At 53.8% G+C, this 17008-nt stretch carries 19 protein-coding genes; 10 read left to right on the forward strand and 9 right to left on the reverse strand.

Going from position 1 to position 17008, the window contains the following annotated elements; genetic code table 11:
* From GW579_RS08530 to GW579_RS08540, 3 genes are read right to left on the reverse strand one after another with little or no spacing between them, the layout of a single operon-like run.
* Complete coding sequence (locus GW579_RS08530; protein WP_420821534.1) at nucleotides 1-2133, reverse strand: TonB-dependent receptor; 2133 nt, start codon at nucleotides 2131-2133, stop codon at nucleotides 1-3.
* Between the two features lie 14 nt (nucleotides 2134-2147).
* Entirely contained in the window at nucleotides 2148-2909 is a 762-nt protein-coding gene (locus tag GW579_RS08535) for an ABC transporter ATP-binding protein (protein ID WP_165058516.1), read from the reverse strand.
* A complete protein-coding gene (locus GW579_RS08540) occupies nucleotides 2906-3955 on the reverse strand; it encodes a FecCD family ABC transporter permease (protein WP_152324594.1) in 1050 nt (349 codons plus the stop codon). The genes GW579_RS08535 and GW579_RS08540 overlap by 4 nt, the downstream gene beginning before the upstream one ends.
* A gap of 362 nt (nucleotides 3956-4317) precedes the next feature.
* Between GW579_RS08540 and GW579_RS08545 the strand changes: the two genes are divergently transcribed.
* The 3 genes from GW579_RS08545 (at nucleotide 4318) to GW579_RS08555 (ending at nucleotide 6519) form a co-directional block, all read left to right on the forward strand.
* Nucleotides 4318-5568 (forward strand): L-lactate MFS transporter, encoded by a 1251-nt coding sequence (locus GW579_RS08545; protein WP_165058518.1) that lies wholly within the window; start codon nucleotides 4318-4320, stop codon nucleotides 5566-5568.
* Between the two features lie 135 nt (nucleotides 5569-5703).
* Nucleotides 5704-5907 carry a hypothetical protein gene (locus GW579_RS08550; protein WP_152324596.1) on the forward strand — a complete coding sequence of 68 codons (204 nt, stop codon included), beginning with the start codon at nucleotides 5704-5706 and terminating at the stop codon, nucleotides 5905-5907.
* A gap of 474 nt (nucleotides 5908-6381) precedes the next feature.
* The gene (locus tag GW579_RS08555) at nucleotides 6382-6519 is read left to right on the forward strand and encodes a hypothetical protein (RefSeq protein ID WP_165058520.1); all 138 of its coding nucleotides are present in this window, start codon (nucleotides 6382-6384) and stop codon (nucleotides 6517-6519) included.
* A 641-nt stretch (nucleotides 6520-7160) separates the two neighbouring features.
* Here GW579_RS08555 and cspE read toward each other — a convergent pair.
* Both cspE and GW579_RS08565 read right to left on the reverse strand, forming a co-directional pair.
* Nucleotides 7161-7373: a transcription antiterminator/RNA stability regulator CspE gene (gene cspE / locus GW579_RS08560; RefSeq protein WP_101076387.1), complete on the reverse strand. Its 213-nt coding sequence runs from the start codon at nucleotides 7371-7373 to the stop codon at nucleotides 7161-7163.
* Between the two features lie 365 nt (nucleotides 7374-7738).
* Nucleotides 7739-8809 carry a DUF1615 domain-containing protein gene (locus GW579_RS08565; RefSeq protein ID WP_152324732.1) on the reverse strand — a complete coding sequence of 357 codons (1071 nt, stop codon included), beginning with the start codon at nucleotides 8807-8809 and terminating at the stop codon, nucleotides 7739-7741.
* A gap of 169 nt (nucleotides 8810-8978) precedes the next feature.
* On the opposite strand from GW579_RS08565, the gene GW579_RS08570 reads away from it, so the two are divergent.
* Both GW579_RS08570 and GW579_RS08575 read left to right on the forward strand, forming a co-directional pair.
* A complete protein-coding gene (locus tag GW579_RS08570; protein WP_165058522.1) occupies nucleotides 8979-9692 on the forward strand; it encodes a DUF3053 domain-containing protein in 714 nt (237 codons plus the stop codon).
* 90 nt (nucleotides 9693-9782) lie between these two features.
* Nucleotides 9783-10055 (forward strand): hypothetical protein, encoded by a 273-nt coding sequence (locus GW579_RS08575; RefSeq protein ID WP_165058524.1) that lies wholly within the window; start codon nucleotides 9783-9785, stop codon nucleotides 10053-10055.
* 76 nt (nucleotides 10056-10131) lie between these two features.
* Here the strand turns inward: GW579_RS08575 and GW579_RS08580 are convergent, their stop codons facing one another.
* The 4 genes from GW579_RS08580 to GW579_RS08595 form a co-directional block, all read right to left on the reverse strand.
* Entirely contained in the window at nucleotides 10132-11694 is a 1563-nt protein-coding gene (locus tag GW579_RS08580) for a sensor domain-containing diguanylate cyclase (RefSeq protein ID WP_165058526.1), read from the reverse strand.
* Nucleotides 11695-11832: 138 nt separating this feature from the next.
* Entirely contained in the window at nucleotides 11833-12312 is a 480-nt protein-coding gene (locus tag GW579_RS08585) for a 2TM domain-containing protein (RefSeq protein WP_152324600.1), read from the reverse strand.
* A 112-nt stretch (nucleotides 12313-12424) separates the two neighbouring features.
* The gene (locus GW579_RS08590; protein ID WP_165058528.1) at nucleotides 12425-12916 is read right to left on the reverse strand and encodes a GNAT family N-acetyltransferase; all 492 of its coding nucleotides are present in this window, start codon (nucleotides 12914-12916) and stop codon (nucleotides 12425-12427) included.
* A gap of 28 nt (nucleotides 12917-12944) precedes the next feature.
* On the reverse strand, nucleotides 12945-13853 hold the full coding sequence (locus GW579_RS08595) for a LysR family transcriptional regulator (RefSeq protein ID WP_152324733.1): 909 nt from the start codon (nucleotides 13851-13853) through the stop codon (nucleotides 12945-12947).
* Between the two features lie 115 nt (nucleotides 13854-13968).
* Here GW579_RS08595 and GW579_RS08600 point away from each other — a divergent pair, with 115 nt between their 5' ends.
* The 5 genes from GW579_RS08600 (at nucleotide 13969) to GW579_RS23890 (ending at nucleotide 16935) form a co-directional block, all read left to right on the forward strand.
* Nucleotides 13969-15120: a serine hydrolase domain-containing protein gene (locus GW579_RS08600; protein ID WP_152324602.1), complete on the forward strand. Its 1152-nt coding sequence runs from the start codon at nucleotides 13969-13971 to the stop codon at nucleotides 15118-15120.
* Nucleotides 15117-16346: an MFS transporter gene (locus GW579_RS08605; RefSeq protein ID WP_165058530.1), complete on the forward strand. Its 1230-nt coding sequence runs from the start codon at nucleotides 15117-15119 to the stop codon at nucleotides 16344-16346. The genes GW579_RS08600 and GW579_RS08605 overlap by 4 nt, the downstream gene beginning before the upstream one ends.
* Before the next feature lie 98 nt (nucleotides 16347-16444).
* Complete coding sequence (locus GW579_RS08610) at nucleotides 16445-16594, forward strand: hypothetical protein (RefSeq protein WP_165056865.1); 150 nt, start codon at nucleotides 16445-16447, stop codon at nucleotides 16592-16594.
* A gap of 25 nt (nucleotides 16595-16619) precedes the next feature.
* The gene (yniD, locus tag GW579_RS08615; protein ID WP_095923072.1) at nucleotides 16620-16727 is read left to right on the forward strand and encodes a small membrane protein YniD; all 108 of its coding nucleotides are present in this window, start codon (nucleotides 16620-16622) and stop codon (nucleotides 16725-16727) included.
* A gap of 76 nt (nucleotides 16728-16803) precedes the next feature.
* Complete coding sequence (locus GW579_RS23890) at nucleotides 16804-16935, forward strand: hypothetical protein (protein WP_256443914.1); 132 nt, start codon at nucleotides 16804-16806, stop codon at nucleotides 16933-16935.
* The last annotated feature ends 73 nt before the right edge of the window (nucleotides 16936-17008 follow it).

The following is a 17008-nucleotide window of genomic DNA, read 5'->3' on the forward strand; positions in this document are numbered from 1 at the left end:
TCAGAACTCGAGCTGCATGGAAACCTGCGCCATACGCGGTGCACCCAGTTGTGCGGACGCATTGCCCGCGCCGCTGTAACCGTTCAGGCCGCCCGGCACGATGTTGGTCCAGTAATGGCGGTTAGTCAGGTTGGTCAGGTCAAACCGGAACGTGGTGTTGGTATTGAACAGACGCGTGCGGTAGCTGCTGCCGGCGTCAAAGACGGCGTAACTGCCGACCCAGTTGTCGTTGGCATTGTCTGTCGGACGTTTGCCGACGTAATGCACGTTGGTATCCAGATCCAGACCTTCGACGGCTGGCACACTCCAGACGGTCAGCAGGTTTGCGGTCACGCGGGATAACCCGACGATCTGTTTGTTATCGCTGGAAGAGGACGCCGTATCGCGCAGTTTCGGATCGAGGATCGTCACGCCGCCGTAAATATGCACGTCGCGGCTGACGTTGCCGTCGGCCATCAGCTCAAGGCCGCGGTTACGCTGATTGCCGTCGTTGGCGAATTCGCCGTCTTCCAGCGTGTACGCAAACGGGCGATCAATCTGGAACAGCGCCGCCGACAGATTGGTCTTGCCGACGCGCAGTTTGCTGCCGACTTCAATCTGTTTGCTGCGGTAAGGCGCGGTGATTTGCCCGGCGTTGGTCGAACCAGCCGGAGCTGTATCGCCCTGTTGCAGGCTGTCGGCATAGGTTGTATAGAGCGTCAGGTTTTCAACCGGCTTATACATCAGGCTGGCTGAACCGCTGAAACCGCTGTCGTTCGAATCGCTGGTGCGCTGACGGGTTTTGGCGTAGTTGGCAGAGGTGAGGAAACTTTCGCTGCCCGACACCAGCAGGCTCCATTTTGGCGAGAAGGTCAGCGTATCACCGACGGAAAACGCCTGCTGAGTGCTGGTTGCAGACTGATAACGGTTAGAGAAGTCCGGATATGCGGGTTCAGGGAAACTTTGCAGATTATTAATGTTTCCGCTGCCCAGCGTCGCCGTACCACCGTTGATCGGGTTATAGTTTTTCCACACAAAACCGCGCATACCGAAAGATAAATCATGCTGTAGCCAGCCGGTATTCAGTGAACCGTTCAACGTCGCCATATAACTGTTGATCACAAAACGGGTCGCCGTGGCGCTGGATACCGTAGTTTTGTAATCCCCTTTATTGTTGACCAGCGTATTGGTCACCGCCGTGGACTGACGGTCAGCCACCTGATGCAGGAAACCGATATCAGACTGCCAGTTGCCATCAAAATCATGTTTAAGATGAGCGCTGTAAGTGCTGGTGTGGTTGTCATTCCCGGCATACGTTTGCCCCAGGTTACGCTGCGTCGGGTTCATGGCTTTCGGGAAGGCTACGCCACTTGCCAGCGCAAACGTGCCCGGCAAGCCTTTTTCCTCATAACGGTAATAGCTGAAATTGGTTTCAAGCACGGTTTGATCCGTCAGCTGAAAATCCAGCGCCAGGCTGGCGAGCTGACGTTTCTTGCGGCTGCCGGAGGTATAGCTGCCGCCCTGATCGTTAAGCAGATTCAGCCGGTAACGAACACGTTCGCCATCATCAAGCGGACCGCTTAAATCCAGCGCACCCAGACCGGAAATCCCGGTGCCCATTCCCAGCGTAATGCTGTTTTTGGTGCTATATCCCGGGCGTTTGGAAACGAAGTTAAACATCCCTGCCGGGTTTGCCGGGCCGTAAAGCGATCCCGCCAGCCCGTTCAGCACTTCAATCTGCTGGAACTGCTCGGCCGGATAATCTGTGGTGGAGACGACGTTCAGGCCGTCGATCATAGAGTTTTGCACCACACTGCCCTGGATCCCGCGTGTCTGCGGGCGGGCGCCGTCACCCTGCACGGACGGCAGATATTTATAAACGTCTTTGACGCTTTTTACCTGCTGGCGGGTAATGATACTTTCCGGCACAGAATGCACGGAGTACGGCGTATTCAGCACATCACGTTTGCCCAGAACGCCGACGGTCGCGGTTTGTGAATCTGAGGCCGAAGGGTCACCCGACGCCGTTTCCTCATTTTTCACAGTGCCATTCACAGTCATCGTGTCGGTCGTTACTGCGGCCAGCGCAGTACCTGCAGACAATAGAAGACCACAGGCGCCAGCCACTAACGGCGCTTTTATTTTTCTTTGCATTTGTAATCAATCCCTTAAGGAATAAAAAAACGATGTCCGCTGTTCAGGTCGATTTGTTGTACCTGTGCCTGATAAATACGGGAAATCAGCGCGCTATCCACGACATCGGATGGCACACCGTCGGCTATCAGCCGACCTTCATGCAGCACTAATGCCCGGCTGGCGGCCATCAGTGCGTGTTCAGGTTGATGGGTAATCATCAGCAACGTGTAGCCCTGCGAGGCGAGGGTCTTAAGTTGCGAAAGCAGATGCAGCTGGTGGCCATAATCGAGGCCATTCACCGGTTCATCGAGCAAAATCACCGGCGTGTCCTGCACTAATGCGCGGGTGATCAGCACGCGCTGGCGCTCACCGCCGGAAAGATGGGTGTAAATCCGCGAAGCCAGATGCGCAATACCGTTCTCTTCAAACGCATTTTCAACGCGGGAAATGTCCCGTGGCGAAGGGCTGCGAGCCAGGCCGTTCACCGGCAACCGGCCCTGCATCACGACCTGCCAGGCGGTAAACGGAAAATGCGGCTGATGATGTTGCGGCACATAAGCGATATGCCGGGCGATTTCGCGGCGTTTCATGGTTTCCAGTGGTTTTCCCGCCAGCCGGAGACTGCCGCTTTCCGGTGACAAAAGCCGCAAAAGCAGCTTCAGCAGCGTGCTTTTCCCGGCACCGTTAGCACCGAGCAGCGCCACGCATTCCCCGGCATAAAGATCAAACGAGATATCGCTGAGCAGCGGGCGCTGAGGCAGTGAATAGCAGAGGTCGCGGGCGGAGATAATCATAGCCAGCCCCCGCGGACGTATTTCAGTAAAGCAATAAACGCCAGTGCGCCGAGTAATTCGGTAATGATCCCCAGCGGAATTTCCCCCGGAGCCAGCGTGCGTGCGAGCCCGTCACACAACAGCAAAAAACAGCCGCCGAGACACACTGAAACCGGCAACAGCCAGACATTACTCGCACCCACCAGCAGCCGTGCCAGATGCGGGATCAGCAATCCGACCCAGCCGACCATGCCCGCAATGCTGACAGTCAGGGCAGATATCAGCGTCGCCAGCACGATAATGCCGTAGCGATAAAAACGAACCGGAATACCGAGGCTGTAAGCTTCATCTTCGCTGAGCGTCATGACGTCCAGCACCCGTCCGAGCCCCGCCAGCAGCGCAATCGCGATAACCAGCACCGGGGCCGTCACCCACAACGCATGATTGTCTACCGCACTCAGACTGCCCAACATCCAGTAAATAATGGTTGGCAACTGATCCTGCGGATCGGCGACATATTTGACGATCGACAGCAATCCGGTGAACAGCGCACTACTGATAATGCCGCCCAGAATCAGCATAAGAATGGACGGTGAAGCAAACAGGCTGGCAATCGCCACGCCGAGTACGACCGCCAGTAAACCGGCCAAACAAGCCAGCGCGGGGATCCACAAACCGTTCAGCCCGGACACAATGCTGAGCGATGCACCAAACGCGCAGCCGCTCAGCACGCCGAGTAAACCGGGCGACACCAGAGGATTGCGGAATACGGCCTGATAAGCCGCGCCGGAAACGGACAAACCGGCACCGACCAGCACCGCGGCCAGAATGCGCGGCAGGCGTGAATCGATAATGATGTTGTGCAACAGCCCATATCGCGGTGCTGACGCATCTGCATGGAAAAAACCAATCAGCTCAGCAAATGAAATCGGATATCGGCCAATCGTCAGTGAATACATGATTCCGCCCAGTAACAGCAGCAGGCTGAGAATAAAAATCCGCGATGGCGTCAGAATACGGGCACGTTGAAAATGTGACGCGCGCGCCCGTTCCGCTGAAGAAGTCATTTAATTAGCACTGAAAGTAAAAAGAGGAAGTGCCGGAAGGGTACGACCAAATGACCGTGAGCACAACGTTATGTACCAAATGATACAACGAAAGGTTTGTAACAAAACTTGTGAGAATGCACGAAAAGGTTAATTGAAGGATTAGTGATCCAGATCAACTAAAACCCGCGCCCCGCAAGGGCTGCAGCCACGTTTTAAGTCCAATTTCAGGGTGTTTTTGACGCCAAAATGGCGACTCATGCCTCGTGAGATGCATTTCATTCCACAACTCATGCATCTCACGCCGCAAATGAACTGCGTTTATTCACGAGGACTATCATAGCGACAGTTAATTGAATCTACTTCGCTCGGGAGAACCCGCTATGAGTGACAAATCTGACATGCAGAACACCAACCGTACCCGCTGGCTGACACTGGTCGGTACCATTCTTACTCAGCTTGCTCTGGGTTCCGTTTACACCTGGAGCCTGTTCAACGGCCAGTTGTCCGAGAAGCTGGGCGAACCTATCAGCCGTGTGGCACTGACTTTCGGGATCCTGAGCTTGTGTCTGGCTCTCGCCTCTTCCGTCGCCGGCAAACTTCAGGAACGTTTCGGTGTACGTACCGTGACTATCGCCGCCGGTATACTGATGGCCGCCGGGTTCTTCCTGACCGCGCATTCTGACAACGTGATCATGTTGTACATCAGCGCCGGTGTGCTGGTCGGCCTGGCAGATGGCGCCGGTTACCTGCTGACACTGACCAACTGCGTAAAATGGTTCCCTGAACGTAAAGGCCTGATTTCAGCCTGTTCAATCGGTGCTTACGGTTTAGGCAGCCTGTTATTCAAATTCGTTTGCGGGCATTTACTGGCAACCGAAGGCCTGCAAAACACCTTCATGATTTGGGGTGGCGTGGCGATGGTGATGGTGATTGTCGGTGCGATGATGATGAAAGATGCGCCGAAACAGCAAACCGCCGATGTGACCCGCGAAGAAAACAGCCTGAACGATAGCAGCAATGACAGCCGTGATTTCACGCTGGCTGAAGCGGTGCGCGCTCCGCAATACTGGATGCTGGCGCTGATGTTCCTGACAGCCTGCATGAGCGGTTTGTACGTGATTGGTGTGGCAAAAGATATCGGCCAGAGTTTGGTTAAACTGGACGCACTGACTGCCGCGAACGCCGTGACCGTGATAGCGATTGCTAACCTGAGCGGCCGTCTGGTTCTGGGCGTTCTGTCTGACAAAATGCAGCGTATCCGCGTTATCTCCATCGCACAGATCGTTTCCCTGGCCGGTATGAGCATGATGTTGTTCACCCACATGAACGAAACGATGTTCTTCATCTCCGTTGCCTGTGTGGCCTTCAGCTTCGGCGGTACCATCACCGTGTATCCTTCACTGGTCAGCGATTTCTTCGGCCTGAACAACATGACCAAAAACTACGGTCTGCTTTACCTCGGCTTCGGTATCGGCAGCATCTTCGCTTCTCTGGTGGCGTCTTTGTTCGGCGGCTTCGCAGTAACGTTTAGCATCATCACCGCACTATTGATCGTATCACTGGTTCTTTCTGCCACGATTCGCTTACCGAATAAATCAGAAGCCGGTCATAATACGCTCCAGCACGTGTAAAGCAGCAGCTGTACGCATCATAAATGATGAACGGGAGCATAATTTGCTCCCGTTTCTTATGAGTGAAGCATATAAAGCCGGTAGCTGATTCACGAGAATCCTATGAACAAATGTGAACAGACCGGACACCCGTTAATGAAACGCACCACCCTCGCTCTTTTCAGTCTTATGCTGGCGATGACCGCCATGAACAGTTTCGCCGTGGCTTACCCTTCCAGCGCACAGGAAGTGGCTTCTGAACTTAGCCGCAAAGCCAGCGAAAGCGGTTCCCGCCCGTCCACCACACTGGACTCCAGCGCACACAGCAAACTGACTTCCCGCAGCGACTATCTGAAATAAGATCACAAAAGCCATCCTTACTCCGGTAAAGTGTCTAAAATTAGAACGGATAATTATCCATACGGATTATATGTTTGTTATAATCACGTCCTGAAATCGATCATTCGGGCGATTTGTCCCGCAACACGCACAAGGAGTGTGAAATGAAGGCAACAGCATTTTGGTTAATCATGGCGGGCGGTTCTGTAGGAATCGGCTACGTGATGGCACTGATGATGGAACTTTTCTAATCCAGCAACGTTGAACACCACGGATAAATAAGGATATTTTTATGGCATTTTACAGCCCCAAACGCATCATCCTCTACACCGCTGCGGCGATTGCGCTGCTGGTCATCGTCGGCCTGGTCACTTACTTCACCGTCGGCCACTTAGGCGCTTAACGCCTTTTCATTGTTTTGCCCTGCCCGGTGGCGATACTTTGCGTATCGCCGCATAATGCTGCCATTCACTGTGACAAACGGAAGGGAAAATCATGACCTGGAAAGGATTAATGATTGTTGCTGCGGTTATTGTGCTGGCGAGTATCGGCTCTGAGTCTTTGATACAGAAGGGAATTGCGATGGCTGACGCCAAAATAGATCAGATCATTGGTCATTACGCAGACAAATAAGGCTTACATCTACTGGAGTAACATTACCGGACAATGACAAAACCATACACAGCGTTTGTTATCTTAAATCCATCAAATGTTGTGTGATGTTCCTGTGTTAAGTCCCTGTGTAATACCCCTGTAGAACCCTGTTATTTTGCCCGCCGTGTGCGGGCTTTTTTTTGGCTTTTTTTCAGGAAATTTTTAGATTTTGAAACACAGACACCGTAGCCAATTCCCGAAATCATTTGGGTGGGATCAAGGCGGCAACGGAGCGAATCCCCGGGGGCATACAATAAGTATGTGACTGGGGTGAGTGAAGGCAGCCAACGCAGAGCCAGCCCAAAGGATGAAGGGAATTTGCCGGTGCTTTCCCGGCTGTCACATTATGGCGTAAGCGTTCATCGTACACTCCAACATTACGCGGCCTGAGCACGGCCTTGTCACAACAGAAAAAACGGCTAAATGAATAAAATATGCTAACCGGCTTTTCTGTTGTGGCTCCCGAAATAATTCTGGAAGCTTTTAAATAATAAACCCCGGCGTTGGCCAGGGCTTATTTTTGTCATTATTCATGTCGATACTGAATTAATTATTCTGGCTGCTCCGGGTTTGCCCCATCTTCGCTATTGCAGAGTGATTACTTTCAATATCTGGCGACATTACAGAACGACAACGTTACCGGCTGATGGGCCTTTCTGGCCTTGTTCGATGGTGAACTCAACGTTCTGACCTTCGTCCAGGGTTTTGAAATCATTGCTCTGAATTGCAGAGAAGTGAACAAACACGTCTTTGCTGCCGTCTGCAGGGCTGATGAAACCGAAACCTTTACCAGCGTCGAACCATTTTACTAAACCAGTCATTTTAGTAGACATAGGAAATACCTTCTTCGTTTTTATTTTATGATGCCATAGGGCAATAGGGGTCTGTTTTTATTTGAAATACTTATGGATGCATCAGAGAAGGAAATTCGTCGGAGAAAGGATTTGCTATATCACTTGAACCAGGAACTACTTTACTAAAATGTCTTACATAAATAGGTCTTAACTACAAACCGTTGACGCTATTTACACACAGGGGGATTTATTAAGCAAGCTTTTATTTCATCGCTATTATATTGACGCAATTTATATTCGTTGGGAAATAACGCGCAACCCGCCGCTGACGGTGGCTACAGGCTGATGATAAAACCTAAAGCCTGCTGAAAATCAGCGGGCTTTAGGAATATTCCCCCAGTGGATTACCCGGCAGAGGCGCGTTTCATGCAATCCGCGCGGCGTCCGTCTACCCGCTTTGCGAACCAGGCGGTGGTCAGCTTACGGGTGATTTTCGGGCTTTCGAGCGTAATCCCCGGCAACAACTCGCGGGGTTGACGCTTACCGGTGGTTTTATCCGCCAGCGCATAAACCTGTTTGTACAAGTTGGTTTCCTCAAACTCCGGCTGCTCGCCCTTCTCCAGCGCTTTACGTATGGCGGAATGACTGATGTCCAGCCGCTTCGACAGCGTTCTCACCGCCAGCTCCGTGCCGCCCGGTTTATCGGTGCCGTAGTTAATCAGATCACCGTCCAGCGCCAGCGGAATCCCCGTCACCTTGCTCACCGCGCTCTGGAAAGCCGCGTTCCGGCTGGCGTACCACCCGGCATTAAAATCAGCAAAACGGTACAGCGGCTGGGAATAACTTGCCGGATACCCCAGCAGATGCTTCACGCCGAAATAGACGCCGCCGCGACGGCTGAACACTTCATTGCGGATTGTGCCGTCAATTTTGTACGGGTAGCCTTTGGCATGTTCTTCGGCAAACGCGATGCTGACCTGCATCGGCCCGCCGGTATGCACCGGATTCAGATTCCCGAACAACTTCTGCCCCATCGGCACCATGTTGATGAAGTCATCAAAAATGGCGCTTAGCTGCTTCTCGGTTTTTACGTTATCCAGCCGCTCGCTGTAGGACTTTCCGTTCGGAGATTTAATCAGCAGCGCGGTGTGAACCAGGAAATTCGGCACATGAACCGCATCCGCGCGACGATCGATTTCTTTCCACGCGATTTTTCCCAGCCCCGGTACCGGCGCATCAGCATTGAAATTCGATTCCTGCTGCGCCACCGCCAGCACCGAACAGATATTTTCCGTCGTCGCCGGAATACCCTGCGCGGTGAATGCGGCGGTAATGTCCGTCGCCCAGCCTTTTCTGTCCGGTGCGGAAGACGGCATCAGCCGCACGATATCGGCTTTGACGTCACGCGGATTCTGCACAGGCGCTTCGGTTTTCTTTCCCGTTGTACATCCGGCGAGGATCATCACAGCCAGCATCACGGCAGATCGGTTAATTGAAAATCGCTTTACGTTCAACGTTAAACATTCCCTGAATCAATGGCTTTGCCGAAGACGTTAACGAAGATATCGGCAACTATCTAGCAAAAAATAGCCTTTCTCAGTAAGGTTAGGATCCAGATAACGGAGCTTAGGGAGCAAGGAATTTATGCAGAACTCACACTTTAGCCGCGCATTTTTGATGCCTTTTATGCTGCTGCTGATGATTTTTGTGGTCAGCGGATGTGGCGACAAAGAACCGGCCCAGCGCAAAGCCTTCATGGATTTTCTCCAGTCCCGCATTCTGGACAAGCCGGTTTTAGCCGTCCCTCAACTGACTCAGGCACAAACCAAAGAGTTTGGGGATTACAGCAAAGATTACGCGATCATTACCGGCTTCCATCATCAGATGAATATCGAGCTGGATTCCTCGCTGGTGCCGGTTTTTGCCGGAATGAACGGCGTTAACAGTGTGAATAACCTGCTTGATCAACGCGACGACCTGAAAAAAATGGCCGACAGCAGCGCGAACTGGAAAGAGAAAATCGTGCTGCTCAAAACGCAGGCCGACACTCAGCACGCGGCGCTCAGGCAGCCAAATGACCTGAAAAAAGTGTACGACCTGGCCTATGAGAAAACGATAAGCAAACCGGCGGCCGTCACCGAACAAGTCTTTGATTTGCTGCCCCGGGTGCTCAACCTGATTGTGGCAAAAGCCGACTTCATCAAAAGTCAGGGCAAAAATGTCACCATTACCGGCAATCGCCTGCAATTTGCCAACCAGAAACAGCTGGATAAATACAACGCCATCCAGCAGCAACTGGTGCCGCTGAATGCGCAGCTGATGCAACTGAGCCGCCAGATGCAGCAAATGGTGCGTTAAACCGGAAGACGTCCCCATCGCCGCCGCAAGGTGGTTTTTTCATGCCGGTGCTTTTGCTATGGTGTGCGGCAATTAAATAAGGAGACACCCATGAACGACGAAACCCTGACGAAACGTGTAGACCAGCTTGAACGCGTAAACCGTGAACTGCTGGTGCAGATTTCCGCCATGCGCCTGCTGTTTGGCAGCGTGGGCAACGTGCTGAACGCCAGTCAGGAAAATGCCTTTACCGTGGCCGTCAATCAGGCGCTGGAAGCTAACCGTGCCGACGTCGCCAATCAGGCCGATCTGGACGACGCCTCGCGGAAATTCCGTGAAGATGTCTTCAAATGTGCAGAATCGTTGCTGCCCGGCAGCCGCTAAGCGATACGCAATACAAAAGGCCAGGTCAAAAACCGGGCCTTTTTACAGTAACCTTACGATAACTCCCTTCAACGCATTAACGGCTCACCACGCGGTTCCGCCCGTCATTTTTCGCCTGATACAAAGCCTTGTCTGCCGATTTCAGCGCGCTGTCGATGTTCACTTTTGCGGGATTAAAATGGGTTACGCCCAGCGAAATCGTCACGTTTCCTGCACCTTCAAAATTCTGCCCGGCGACCTGACGCCGCAACCGTTCCGCCAGCTGAACCGCCCGCGTCAGCGAGGTGCCCGGCAGCAGCAACAGAAACTCTTCCCCGCCCATGCGACACAGCAAATCGTCATCGCGCGAGTTTCCCAAAATAAGACGCGAAAGCTGCGTAATCACTGCGTCTCCCACGTCATGCCCGAACGTATCGTTGATCACCTTAAAGTGATCGATATCGAGGGTGACCACCCCGATCTGCGACTCCTCGCCGAGCAACTTATCCACCTGTTCATACAACCCGCGCCGGTTCAGCAGGCCGGTCATCGGGTCGGTATGCGCCTGCGTACTGAGCTTCTCAATGCGCTGATGTAACAGGCGGATGCCCTGCAACATCACGCTTTTCAGCTTCGACGCTTCATAATACCAGGCGTTAATTTGCTGAATTTCTGCCGACACATCTTGTGAATCCATAGTGTCGGCTTTCGACGCGAGCTGGCGCAGCGGACGGGAAATGTAGCGCGCCAGCAGCCAGATCACGATAAACACCAGAATGACAAATGGCAGCGTATAAATCAGAACCTGCAACATCACCTGATACAGCAGCACGACGTCAGCCCGCGCCGGATGCAGCACCAGCACCGTCCAGCCTGAGATTTCCATCGTGGAGAACCCGGCCAGAGAATCTTCGCCCTGCAAATTTTTCATGTGCAGGAAACCCTGATCGCGGCCTTCGAGCAGCGCTTTGTTCACGTTTCCCTGAGGCGTACTTTCCGTCCAGCCGTCAGCGGCGCGGTACAACACGTCGCCTTCGTTGTCGATCACGTAGATATACGCGTCCTTGCGGTAATTCCGGGCGTTGATCAGCGAATCAATAATGCCGCCCTGTTGCAGGGTAATTTCCGCCACCAGGTAGCCGAGATACTTTCCCCGCGTATTACGGATGGGTACTGACATGGCAATAATGTGATTATTTTGTGCGGTGCGGAAAGGGGAACTGATCACCGGATTTTGCGTGGTCAGCGCCTGCGTGTTGGCGTCTGACACCAGCCTGAGACCGGTCATATTGGCGGAGTTTCTCGACGCCGCGCGAACCACGCCGGATTTGTCCACCACCAGAACAGAACTGTAGCGCTTGCTCTGGATCTGCAAACGGTCCGCTTCTTCGGCGATGGCATAAAGATTATCGAACTCTTCGCCCAGCAAACCGGCGCTGAAGACCAGCTGTTTTTGCGCCGCATTGAAGAAAAGATCGGCCGTCAGGGACAGTCGCGCCGCGTAGGACTGACTGGCGCGCAGCGAGGAATCGATAAGAAGTTTTCTCTCGACCTGAAAAATAGCCAGATAGCTGCTGAGCAAAATGATGAGCGTACTCACCAGAGCCAGAAGCAATATCAGTCTTTTAAGAGTAAATGCAAACCGCCGGGGCTGATCCATTCTCTGTCCGTTGAGCTGATAACCATGAATACTACAGAGGATAGCAGCATGTTCAGCCGGAAATTTGATATGTCTCAGTCAGGGCGGTCTTCTTTGAATTTGCAGGCAGCACTCTGTCCTAATTATGACGCCCGCACATCACGGCTTGCGGATCAGTTTCTGTAAACGCGCTTTTTGCCAGCGTTCGACGGAGCCGCGGAACACAAAAATCCCCAGTCCGCGGATCAGCAAAATGCCGCCCCAGATACACAGCGGCCAGACGAACCAGAGGGTATCAGGCGAGGTGTAATGGTTAATCGCAAACAAACCGATATTGATCACCGCCCAGAAGACCACCGAACGGTAAAACCCGCTTTCTTCCTCAACCTGCTTTCTGGCTTTTTCGATTTGACCGTCCAGCGCCTGTTCGGGCGTCGCCCCAAATTGCGGATCGTTTTCTGTCAGTTCTGAAACCTTGATATCAAACGCTGCCGCAATCGCACCGAGCGTTTCAAGGCTCGCCTGTTCGCCGTTTTCGATACGCTGAACGGTGCGCACGCTGAGTGAAGAAAGTTCTGCCAGCTGTTCCTGCGACCACGCGCGGGAGATCCTGAGTTGTCTGATTTTGCTCTGATTCATATTCTTACCTTTACGTGAATGTTGAACACAGAAACAGCATGCAAGACGTGACCGGCAATCAACACGTCAGCAACCTGACATCTACACGACAGCTTAGTGACAACTTTTACAATCAGAAAGTTAGCTTATAGAACTTGCTGTCTACAGCCATCCGTGGGAAAGCTTGCGGCAGTTCAGGTACTGTCACTTCCTCAAATCCGTTTTTTTCGTAAAAGCGATGCGCCGCCAGAAACTTGTCGGTTGTACCCAGAAAAATGTCCCTGACGTTTTCAGACTGCGCGTGTTGCAACAACGTATTCAGCAGCAATGCAGCCACCCCAAATTCCCGACCACGGTAGGGCGCACTGACAAACATTTTGCGCAACGCCGCCTGCGCATTACCGATATCCTTCAGCCCCAGCGTACCCACCACTTTTCCGCAACTTTTGGCCACCCAAAAATCGCCGGAACCTTGCTGATAAAACTGCGGAATATCGCTCAGATCTGGCTGCTGGTGTTCAGTGATCGGTATACCAAACTCCTGATTCTGAATAGGCAAAATCACCTCTACCACGCCGCGCTGGTCAGCGGCAGAAAAACGTTCAATTACAACAGCGTTGTTCATCAAAAAACTCCCTACATTACAGACACGGTTAATTAGGACAGAGTAAAGCCAGTTCCGGGATTTCAGGGAAAACCCGCTCGCTGAGAAAGTCGATCAGCACCCGCAGTTTCGGCGTCATATACCTACCCGACGGCCAGAGAATGAAAAAGTCGGCGCTGCGGCTGACATACTCATTGAGCACGGTGACCAGTTGCCCCTTTGCCAGCTCTTTGCGGATACTGAAATCCGGCAGACACGTAATGCCCAGGCCCTGCAACGCAAAACACTGGCGCGTCTCGATATTATTACAAACCATCGAAACCGGAAGAGCCAGATCCTGATATCCCGAAAGCGGCCAGGTTTCCAGCTTTCCGCTGTTTGGGAAACGAAAATGCAGGCACCGGTGGTTCAGCAAATCGGGCGGCGAAACCGGAACGCCATACTCTTTGAAATACGCCGGTGAACCCACCAGTAAATGGCGAAACGTCCCCAGTTTACGCATTGACAGGCGCGAATCCGCCATCTGACCGGTGCGCACCACGGCGTCAAACCCTTCGTCCACCACATCCACAATGCGATCGGTGAAATCAAGATCCAGTTCGATATCCGGGTAACGCCGCATAAATTCGCCCAGCACTGGCAACAGCAGCGTGCTGACCTGCGGCAGGCTCAGCCGCAAACGACCACGCGGGGATTCGGAAAGCTGCAACAACTCGCTTTCCGCCGCTTCCAGTTCAGCAACAATCCGGCGGCTGCGCTCGAGAAACAGCGCGCCCTCTGCCGTCAGCGTCACGCTGCGGGTGTTGCGGTGAAACAAGCGAACATTCAGCTTGGCTTCCATGCGCGCAATAGTTTTGCCCACCGCCGAGGCGGAAACGCCCAGCAGGCGACCGGCCGCAACAAAACTGCGGGTTTCCGCGACGTGTACAAACACATTCAGGCTGCTCAGACTTTCCACTGCCACCTCTCATTGCGGACATTTGTGTCCGTATATTCTGGAAATCTACCCTACTTTTTCCGTACTGAGGAGTTCTCTATCGTGATTTAACACATTCAGAAACTGAGATAACACCATGAATTCCTCCACGCTGAAATCCCGCCTCGACCTCGTCATTGAAACGGCGATCGCCTCACAACGCCTTGTGGGTGCCGTTGTGCTGGTCGCTAAACAAGGCGAGCTGATTTATCACCACGCCGCCGGGCTGGCTGACCGCGAGGCCGGGCGGCCAATGACAGAAAATACGCTGTTCCGTCTGGCGTCAGTCAGCAAACCCATCGTATCAACCGTCGCGATGATCTTAGTTTCACAAGGTAAACTGGCGCTCGATGACAATATTCAGACATGGCTGCCGGAATTTTCCCCTTCCCTTGCCGGTGGCCAGCCCGCGCAGATCACCGTGCGAAATTTATTAAGCCATACAGCCGGCCTGAGTTACCGCTTTTTCGAGCCTGATGAGCAGGGTCCGTATGCACTTGCCGGTGTTTCTGACGGCATGGATAACAGCGGGATTTCGCTGGAGGAAAACCTGCGTCGTCTGGCCGCTGTCCCTTTACTGTATGCGCCGGGCACCTCATGGGGATATTCCCTTGCTGTAGACGTGCTTGGTGCAATGCTTGAACAGGTTTGTCAGCAACCGCTCGGCGACGTGGTGAAAAACCTGCTGACCGGCCCGCTGGACATGAACGACACCGCGTTTTATACCGCCAATCCGGCGCGACTGGCGACGCCGTATGTCAGCGATTCCCCCGTGCCTCACCGCTTGCAGGAAGGCGAAAAGGTCGCCGCCTTCGAAGACACCGTGGGCATCGCGTATTCGCCTCTCAGGGCGCTGGATGCAAAGGCTTTCCCGTCTGCCGGAGCCGGAATGATCAGCGGCGCGCACGACGTGATGAAAATGCTGGAAATGCTTCGTCAGGGTGGATACCCGTTACTGACACCGGTGCAGGTGGATGAAATGGGTCGCGACCAGACCGGCGGCCTTGAACTGCCGGACATGCCGGGCACCGGTTTCGGACTGGGCTTTTCCGTCCTGCGCGATCCGCAGGCAGCTGCGTCGCCGGAATCCTCCGGCACCTGGCGCTGGGGCGGCGCTTACGGTCATTCCTGGTTTGTCGATCGCGCCGCCGGGCTGAGCGTTGTCGCCTTCACCAACACATTGTACGAAGGGATGTCGGGTGCTTTTGTAAATGAATTACGCGATGCGGTATATGGAGTGAAGTCATGAATCAGACACCGAAAAAGACGCCGCTTCCGCTCTCTGCCTTGCTGGCGATGGCGCTGACCGGTTTTATTGCCATCATGACGGAAACGCTGCCCGCAGGATTATTGCCGCAAATTGCCGATGGCCTTGACGTGTCGCAGGCCATGGCGGGTCAGATGATTACCGCGTATGCCGCCGGTTCTCTGCTGGCCGTACTGCCGCTGGTTGCCCTGACGCGGGGCTGGAACCGCCGCACGGCGCTGCTGACGGCCATCGCCGGTTTCCTGATTTTCAACACGCTGACCACGTTCTCAACGAATTTTGCCCTGACGCTGTTTGCCCGCTGGATGGCCGGTGCCGCCGCCGGACTGGCATGGGGATTACTGGCCAGCTACGCGCGGCGCATGGTACCCGCACATCAGCAGGGGCGCGCGCTGTCAGTTGCCATGGTGGGCACGCCGGTGGCACTGTCGGTTGGCGTGCCGCTGGGAACCTGGATGGGTACGCTGCTCGGCTGGCGGATGGCCTTCGGAGTGATGTCTGCGATGACGTTACTGCTGGTGGTCTGGGTGCTGCGCAAGGTGCCGGATTATCCCGGTCAGGAAGCCGGAGAGCGACAGTCGCTGCGACAGGTCATTCAGATGCCGGGCGTGCGCAGCATTCTGGCGGTGATCCTGCTGTGGATGCTGACCCACAACCTGCTTTATACCTACATCGTGCCGTTCCTTCGGCTCTCCGGTCTGGCCGGTCATGCGGATCAAATCCTGCTGGTGTTTGGCATTGGCGCACTGGCGGGAATCGGGCTGACCGGCATGCTGGTGGATAAACGTCTGCGCCAGACATTGCTCACCAGCCTGGCGCTGTTTGCGGTGATCTCACTGGTGCTGGCGCTCAGCAGCCACTCCGCGCTCATCGTGACGCTGTGTGTTGCGGTGTGGGGGCTGACGTTCGGCGGCGCGGCGACGTTACTGCAAACCGCGATTGCCGATGCCACAGGTGAACACGCAGACATGGCGCAATCGATGGTCGTGGTGGCCTGGAATCTGGCCATTGCAGGCGGCAGTTTGTCCGGCGGAATACTGCTGGAAATCGCCGGGATTGGTGTCTTCCCGTGGGCAATGCAGATTCTGCTGGTCGCCGGTTTACTGATTGCCTGGTGTGCCAGAAAACAGGGCTTCAGGCCCGGCCCGCGGCATTCTCACGCGCATCAGGCGCAGGATCAAAGTTTCGGAAAGGCACAAAAGGTATAATTTCTTAAACCTTTCCCGAACCAGACGCCTGAATTCTTCCCGGATCCCGGCCTGTTCTGGTAGAGTAAAAAACAGGCAAATTAGAAATAATGAGATCCATGGAAGCGCGTAAAAAAGCGGGTTTGTTCTTAACCGTTCTGGCCACAGCAGCCCTGCTGCTGATGGCCTTCGAATGGCTCGCCGATCAGACGGTGCCAGAACTCAAAGAACATGTTGTTCACTATGTCGATCAGCATATGGCGGGCTAAATGCCCCCCAAAACAGGGAGGAAAAATGGTGACAAAACGGATGATGGCCAAACACTGGAAAATGGTGGTGGTGCTTCTTTGCATCTGTGGTGCGCTGATGCTCCTCCGTTGGGCCGCCATGATCTGGGGATAATCTCCCCGGACGGGTTGTCCACACTATCAATTTGAGTTAAGTTATTTCCCGTGTGAATACAAGGAGGTAACACGGCATGTTCCGTGTGGCAGAAGTTCTGTTAGTCCTGATCATGATTGTCTGGGGAATGGTTTTGTTTGATATCGGCAGTATCAGCCTGCGGATCAGCCAGTTCTTCATCTTTCTGGAAGAAATGCGCCGCCCCTGACTTTATCCCGTATTTCAGTTTTCACTCCGCCCTTCCTGCCCAAATATCTTGCCCTGATTCAGGCTAACCGCTG

The sequence above is a fragment of the Rahnella contaminans genome (assembly GCF_011065485.1).
Classification (GTDB): Bacteria; Pseudomonadota; Gammaproteobacteria; order Enterobacterales; family Enterobacteriaceae; genus Rahnella; species Rahnella contaminans.

Excerpts from the sequence above, each read along its gene's own strand:
- GW579_RS08585 (WP_152324600.1), bottom strand. The coding sequence starts at position 12,312 with ATGAATCAGAGCAAAATCAGACAACTCAGGATCTCCCGCGCGTGGTCG.
- GW579_RS08580 (WP_165058526.1), bottom strand. The coding sequence starts at position 11,694 with ATGGATCAGCCCCGGCGGTTTGCATTTACTCTTAAAAGACTGATATTG.
- yniD (WP_095923072.1), top strand. The coding sequence starts at position 16,620 with ATGGTGACAAAACGGATGATGGCCAAACACTGGAAAATGGTGGTGGTG.
- GW579_RS08570 (WP_165058522.1), top strand. The coding sequence starts at position 8,979 with ATGCAGAACTCACACTTTAGCCGCGCATTTTTGATGCCTTTTATGCTG.
- GW579_RS08540 (WP_152324594.1), bottom strand. The coding sequence starts at position 3,955 with ATGACTTCTTCAGCGGAACGGGCGCGCGCGTCACATTTTCAACGTGCC.
- GW579_RS08530 (WP_420821534.1), bottom strand. The coding sequence starts at position 2,133 with ATGCAAAGAAAAATAAAAGCGCCGTTAGTGGCTGGCGCCTGTGGTCTT.
- GW579_RS08565 (WP_152324732.1), bottom strand. The coding sequence starts at position 8,809 with ATGCTGGCTGTGATGATCCTCGCCGGATGTACAACGGGAAAGAAAACC.
- GW579_RS08600 (WP_152324602.1), top strand. The coding sequence starts at position 13,969 with ATGAATTCCTCCACGCTGAAATCCCGCCTCGACCTCGTCATTGAAACG.
- GW579_RS08550 (WP_152324596.1), top strand. The coding sequence starts at position 5,704 with ATGAAACGCACCACCCTCGCTCTTTTCAGTCTTATGCTGGCGATGACC.
- GW579_RS08555 (WP_165058520.1), top strand. The coding sequence starts at position 6,382 with ATGACCTGGAAAGGATTAATGATTGTTGCTGCGGTTATTGTGCTGGCG.
- GW579_RS23890 (WP_256443914.1), top strand. The coding sequence starts at position 16,804 with ATGTTCCGTGTGGCAGAAGTTCTGTTAGTCCTGATCATGATTGTCTGG.
- GW579_RS08545 (WP_165058518.1), top strand. The coding sequence starts at position 4,318 with ATGAGTGACAAATCTGACATGCAGAACACCAACCGTACCCGCTGGCTG.
- GW579_RS08535 (WP_165058516.1), bottom strand. The coding sequence starts at position 2,909 with ATGATTATCTCCGCCCGCGACCTCTGCTATTCACTGCCTCAGCGCCCG.
- GW579_RS08605 (WP_165058530.1), top strand. The coding sequence starts at position 15,117 with ATGAATCAGACACCGAAAAAGACGCCGCTTCCGCTCTCTGCCTTGCTG.
- GW579_RS08610 (WP_165056865.1), top strand. The coding sequence starts at position 16,445 with ATGGAAGCGCGTAAAAAAGCGGGTTTGTTCTTAACCGTTCTGGCCACA.
- GW579_RS08575 (WP_165058524.1), top strand. The coding sequence starts at position 9,783 with ATGAACGACGAAACCCTGACGAAACGTGTAGACCAGCTTGAACGCGTA.
- cspE (WP_101076387.1), bottom strand. The coding sequence starts at position 7,373 with ATGTCTACTAAAATGACTGGTTTAGTAAAATGGTTCGACGCTGGTAAA.
- GW579_RS08590 (WP_165058528.1), bottom strand. The coding sequence starts at position 12,916 with ATGAACAACGCTGTTGTAATTGAACGTTTTTCTGCCGCTGACCAGCGC.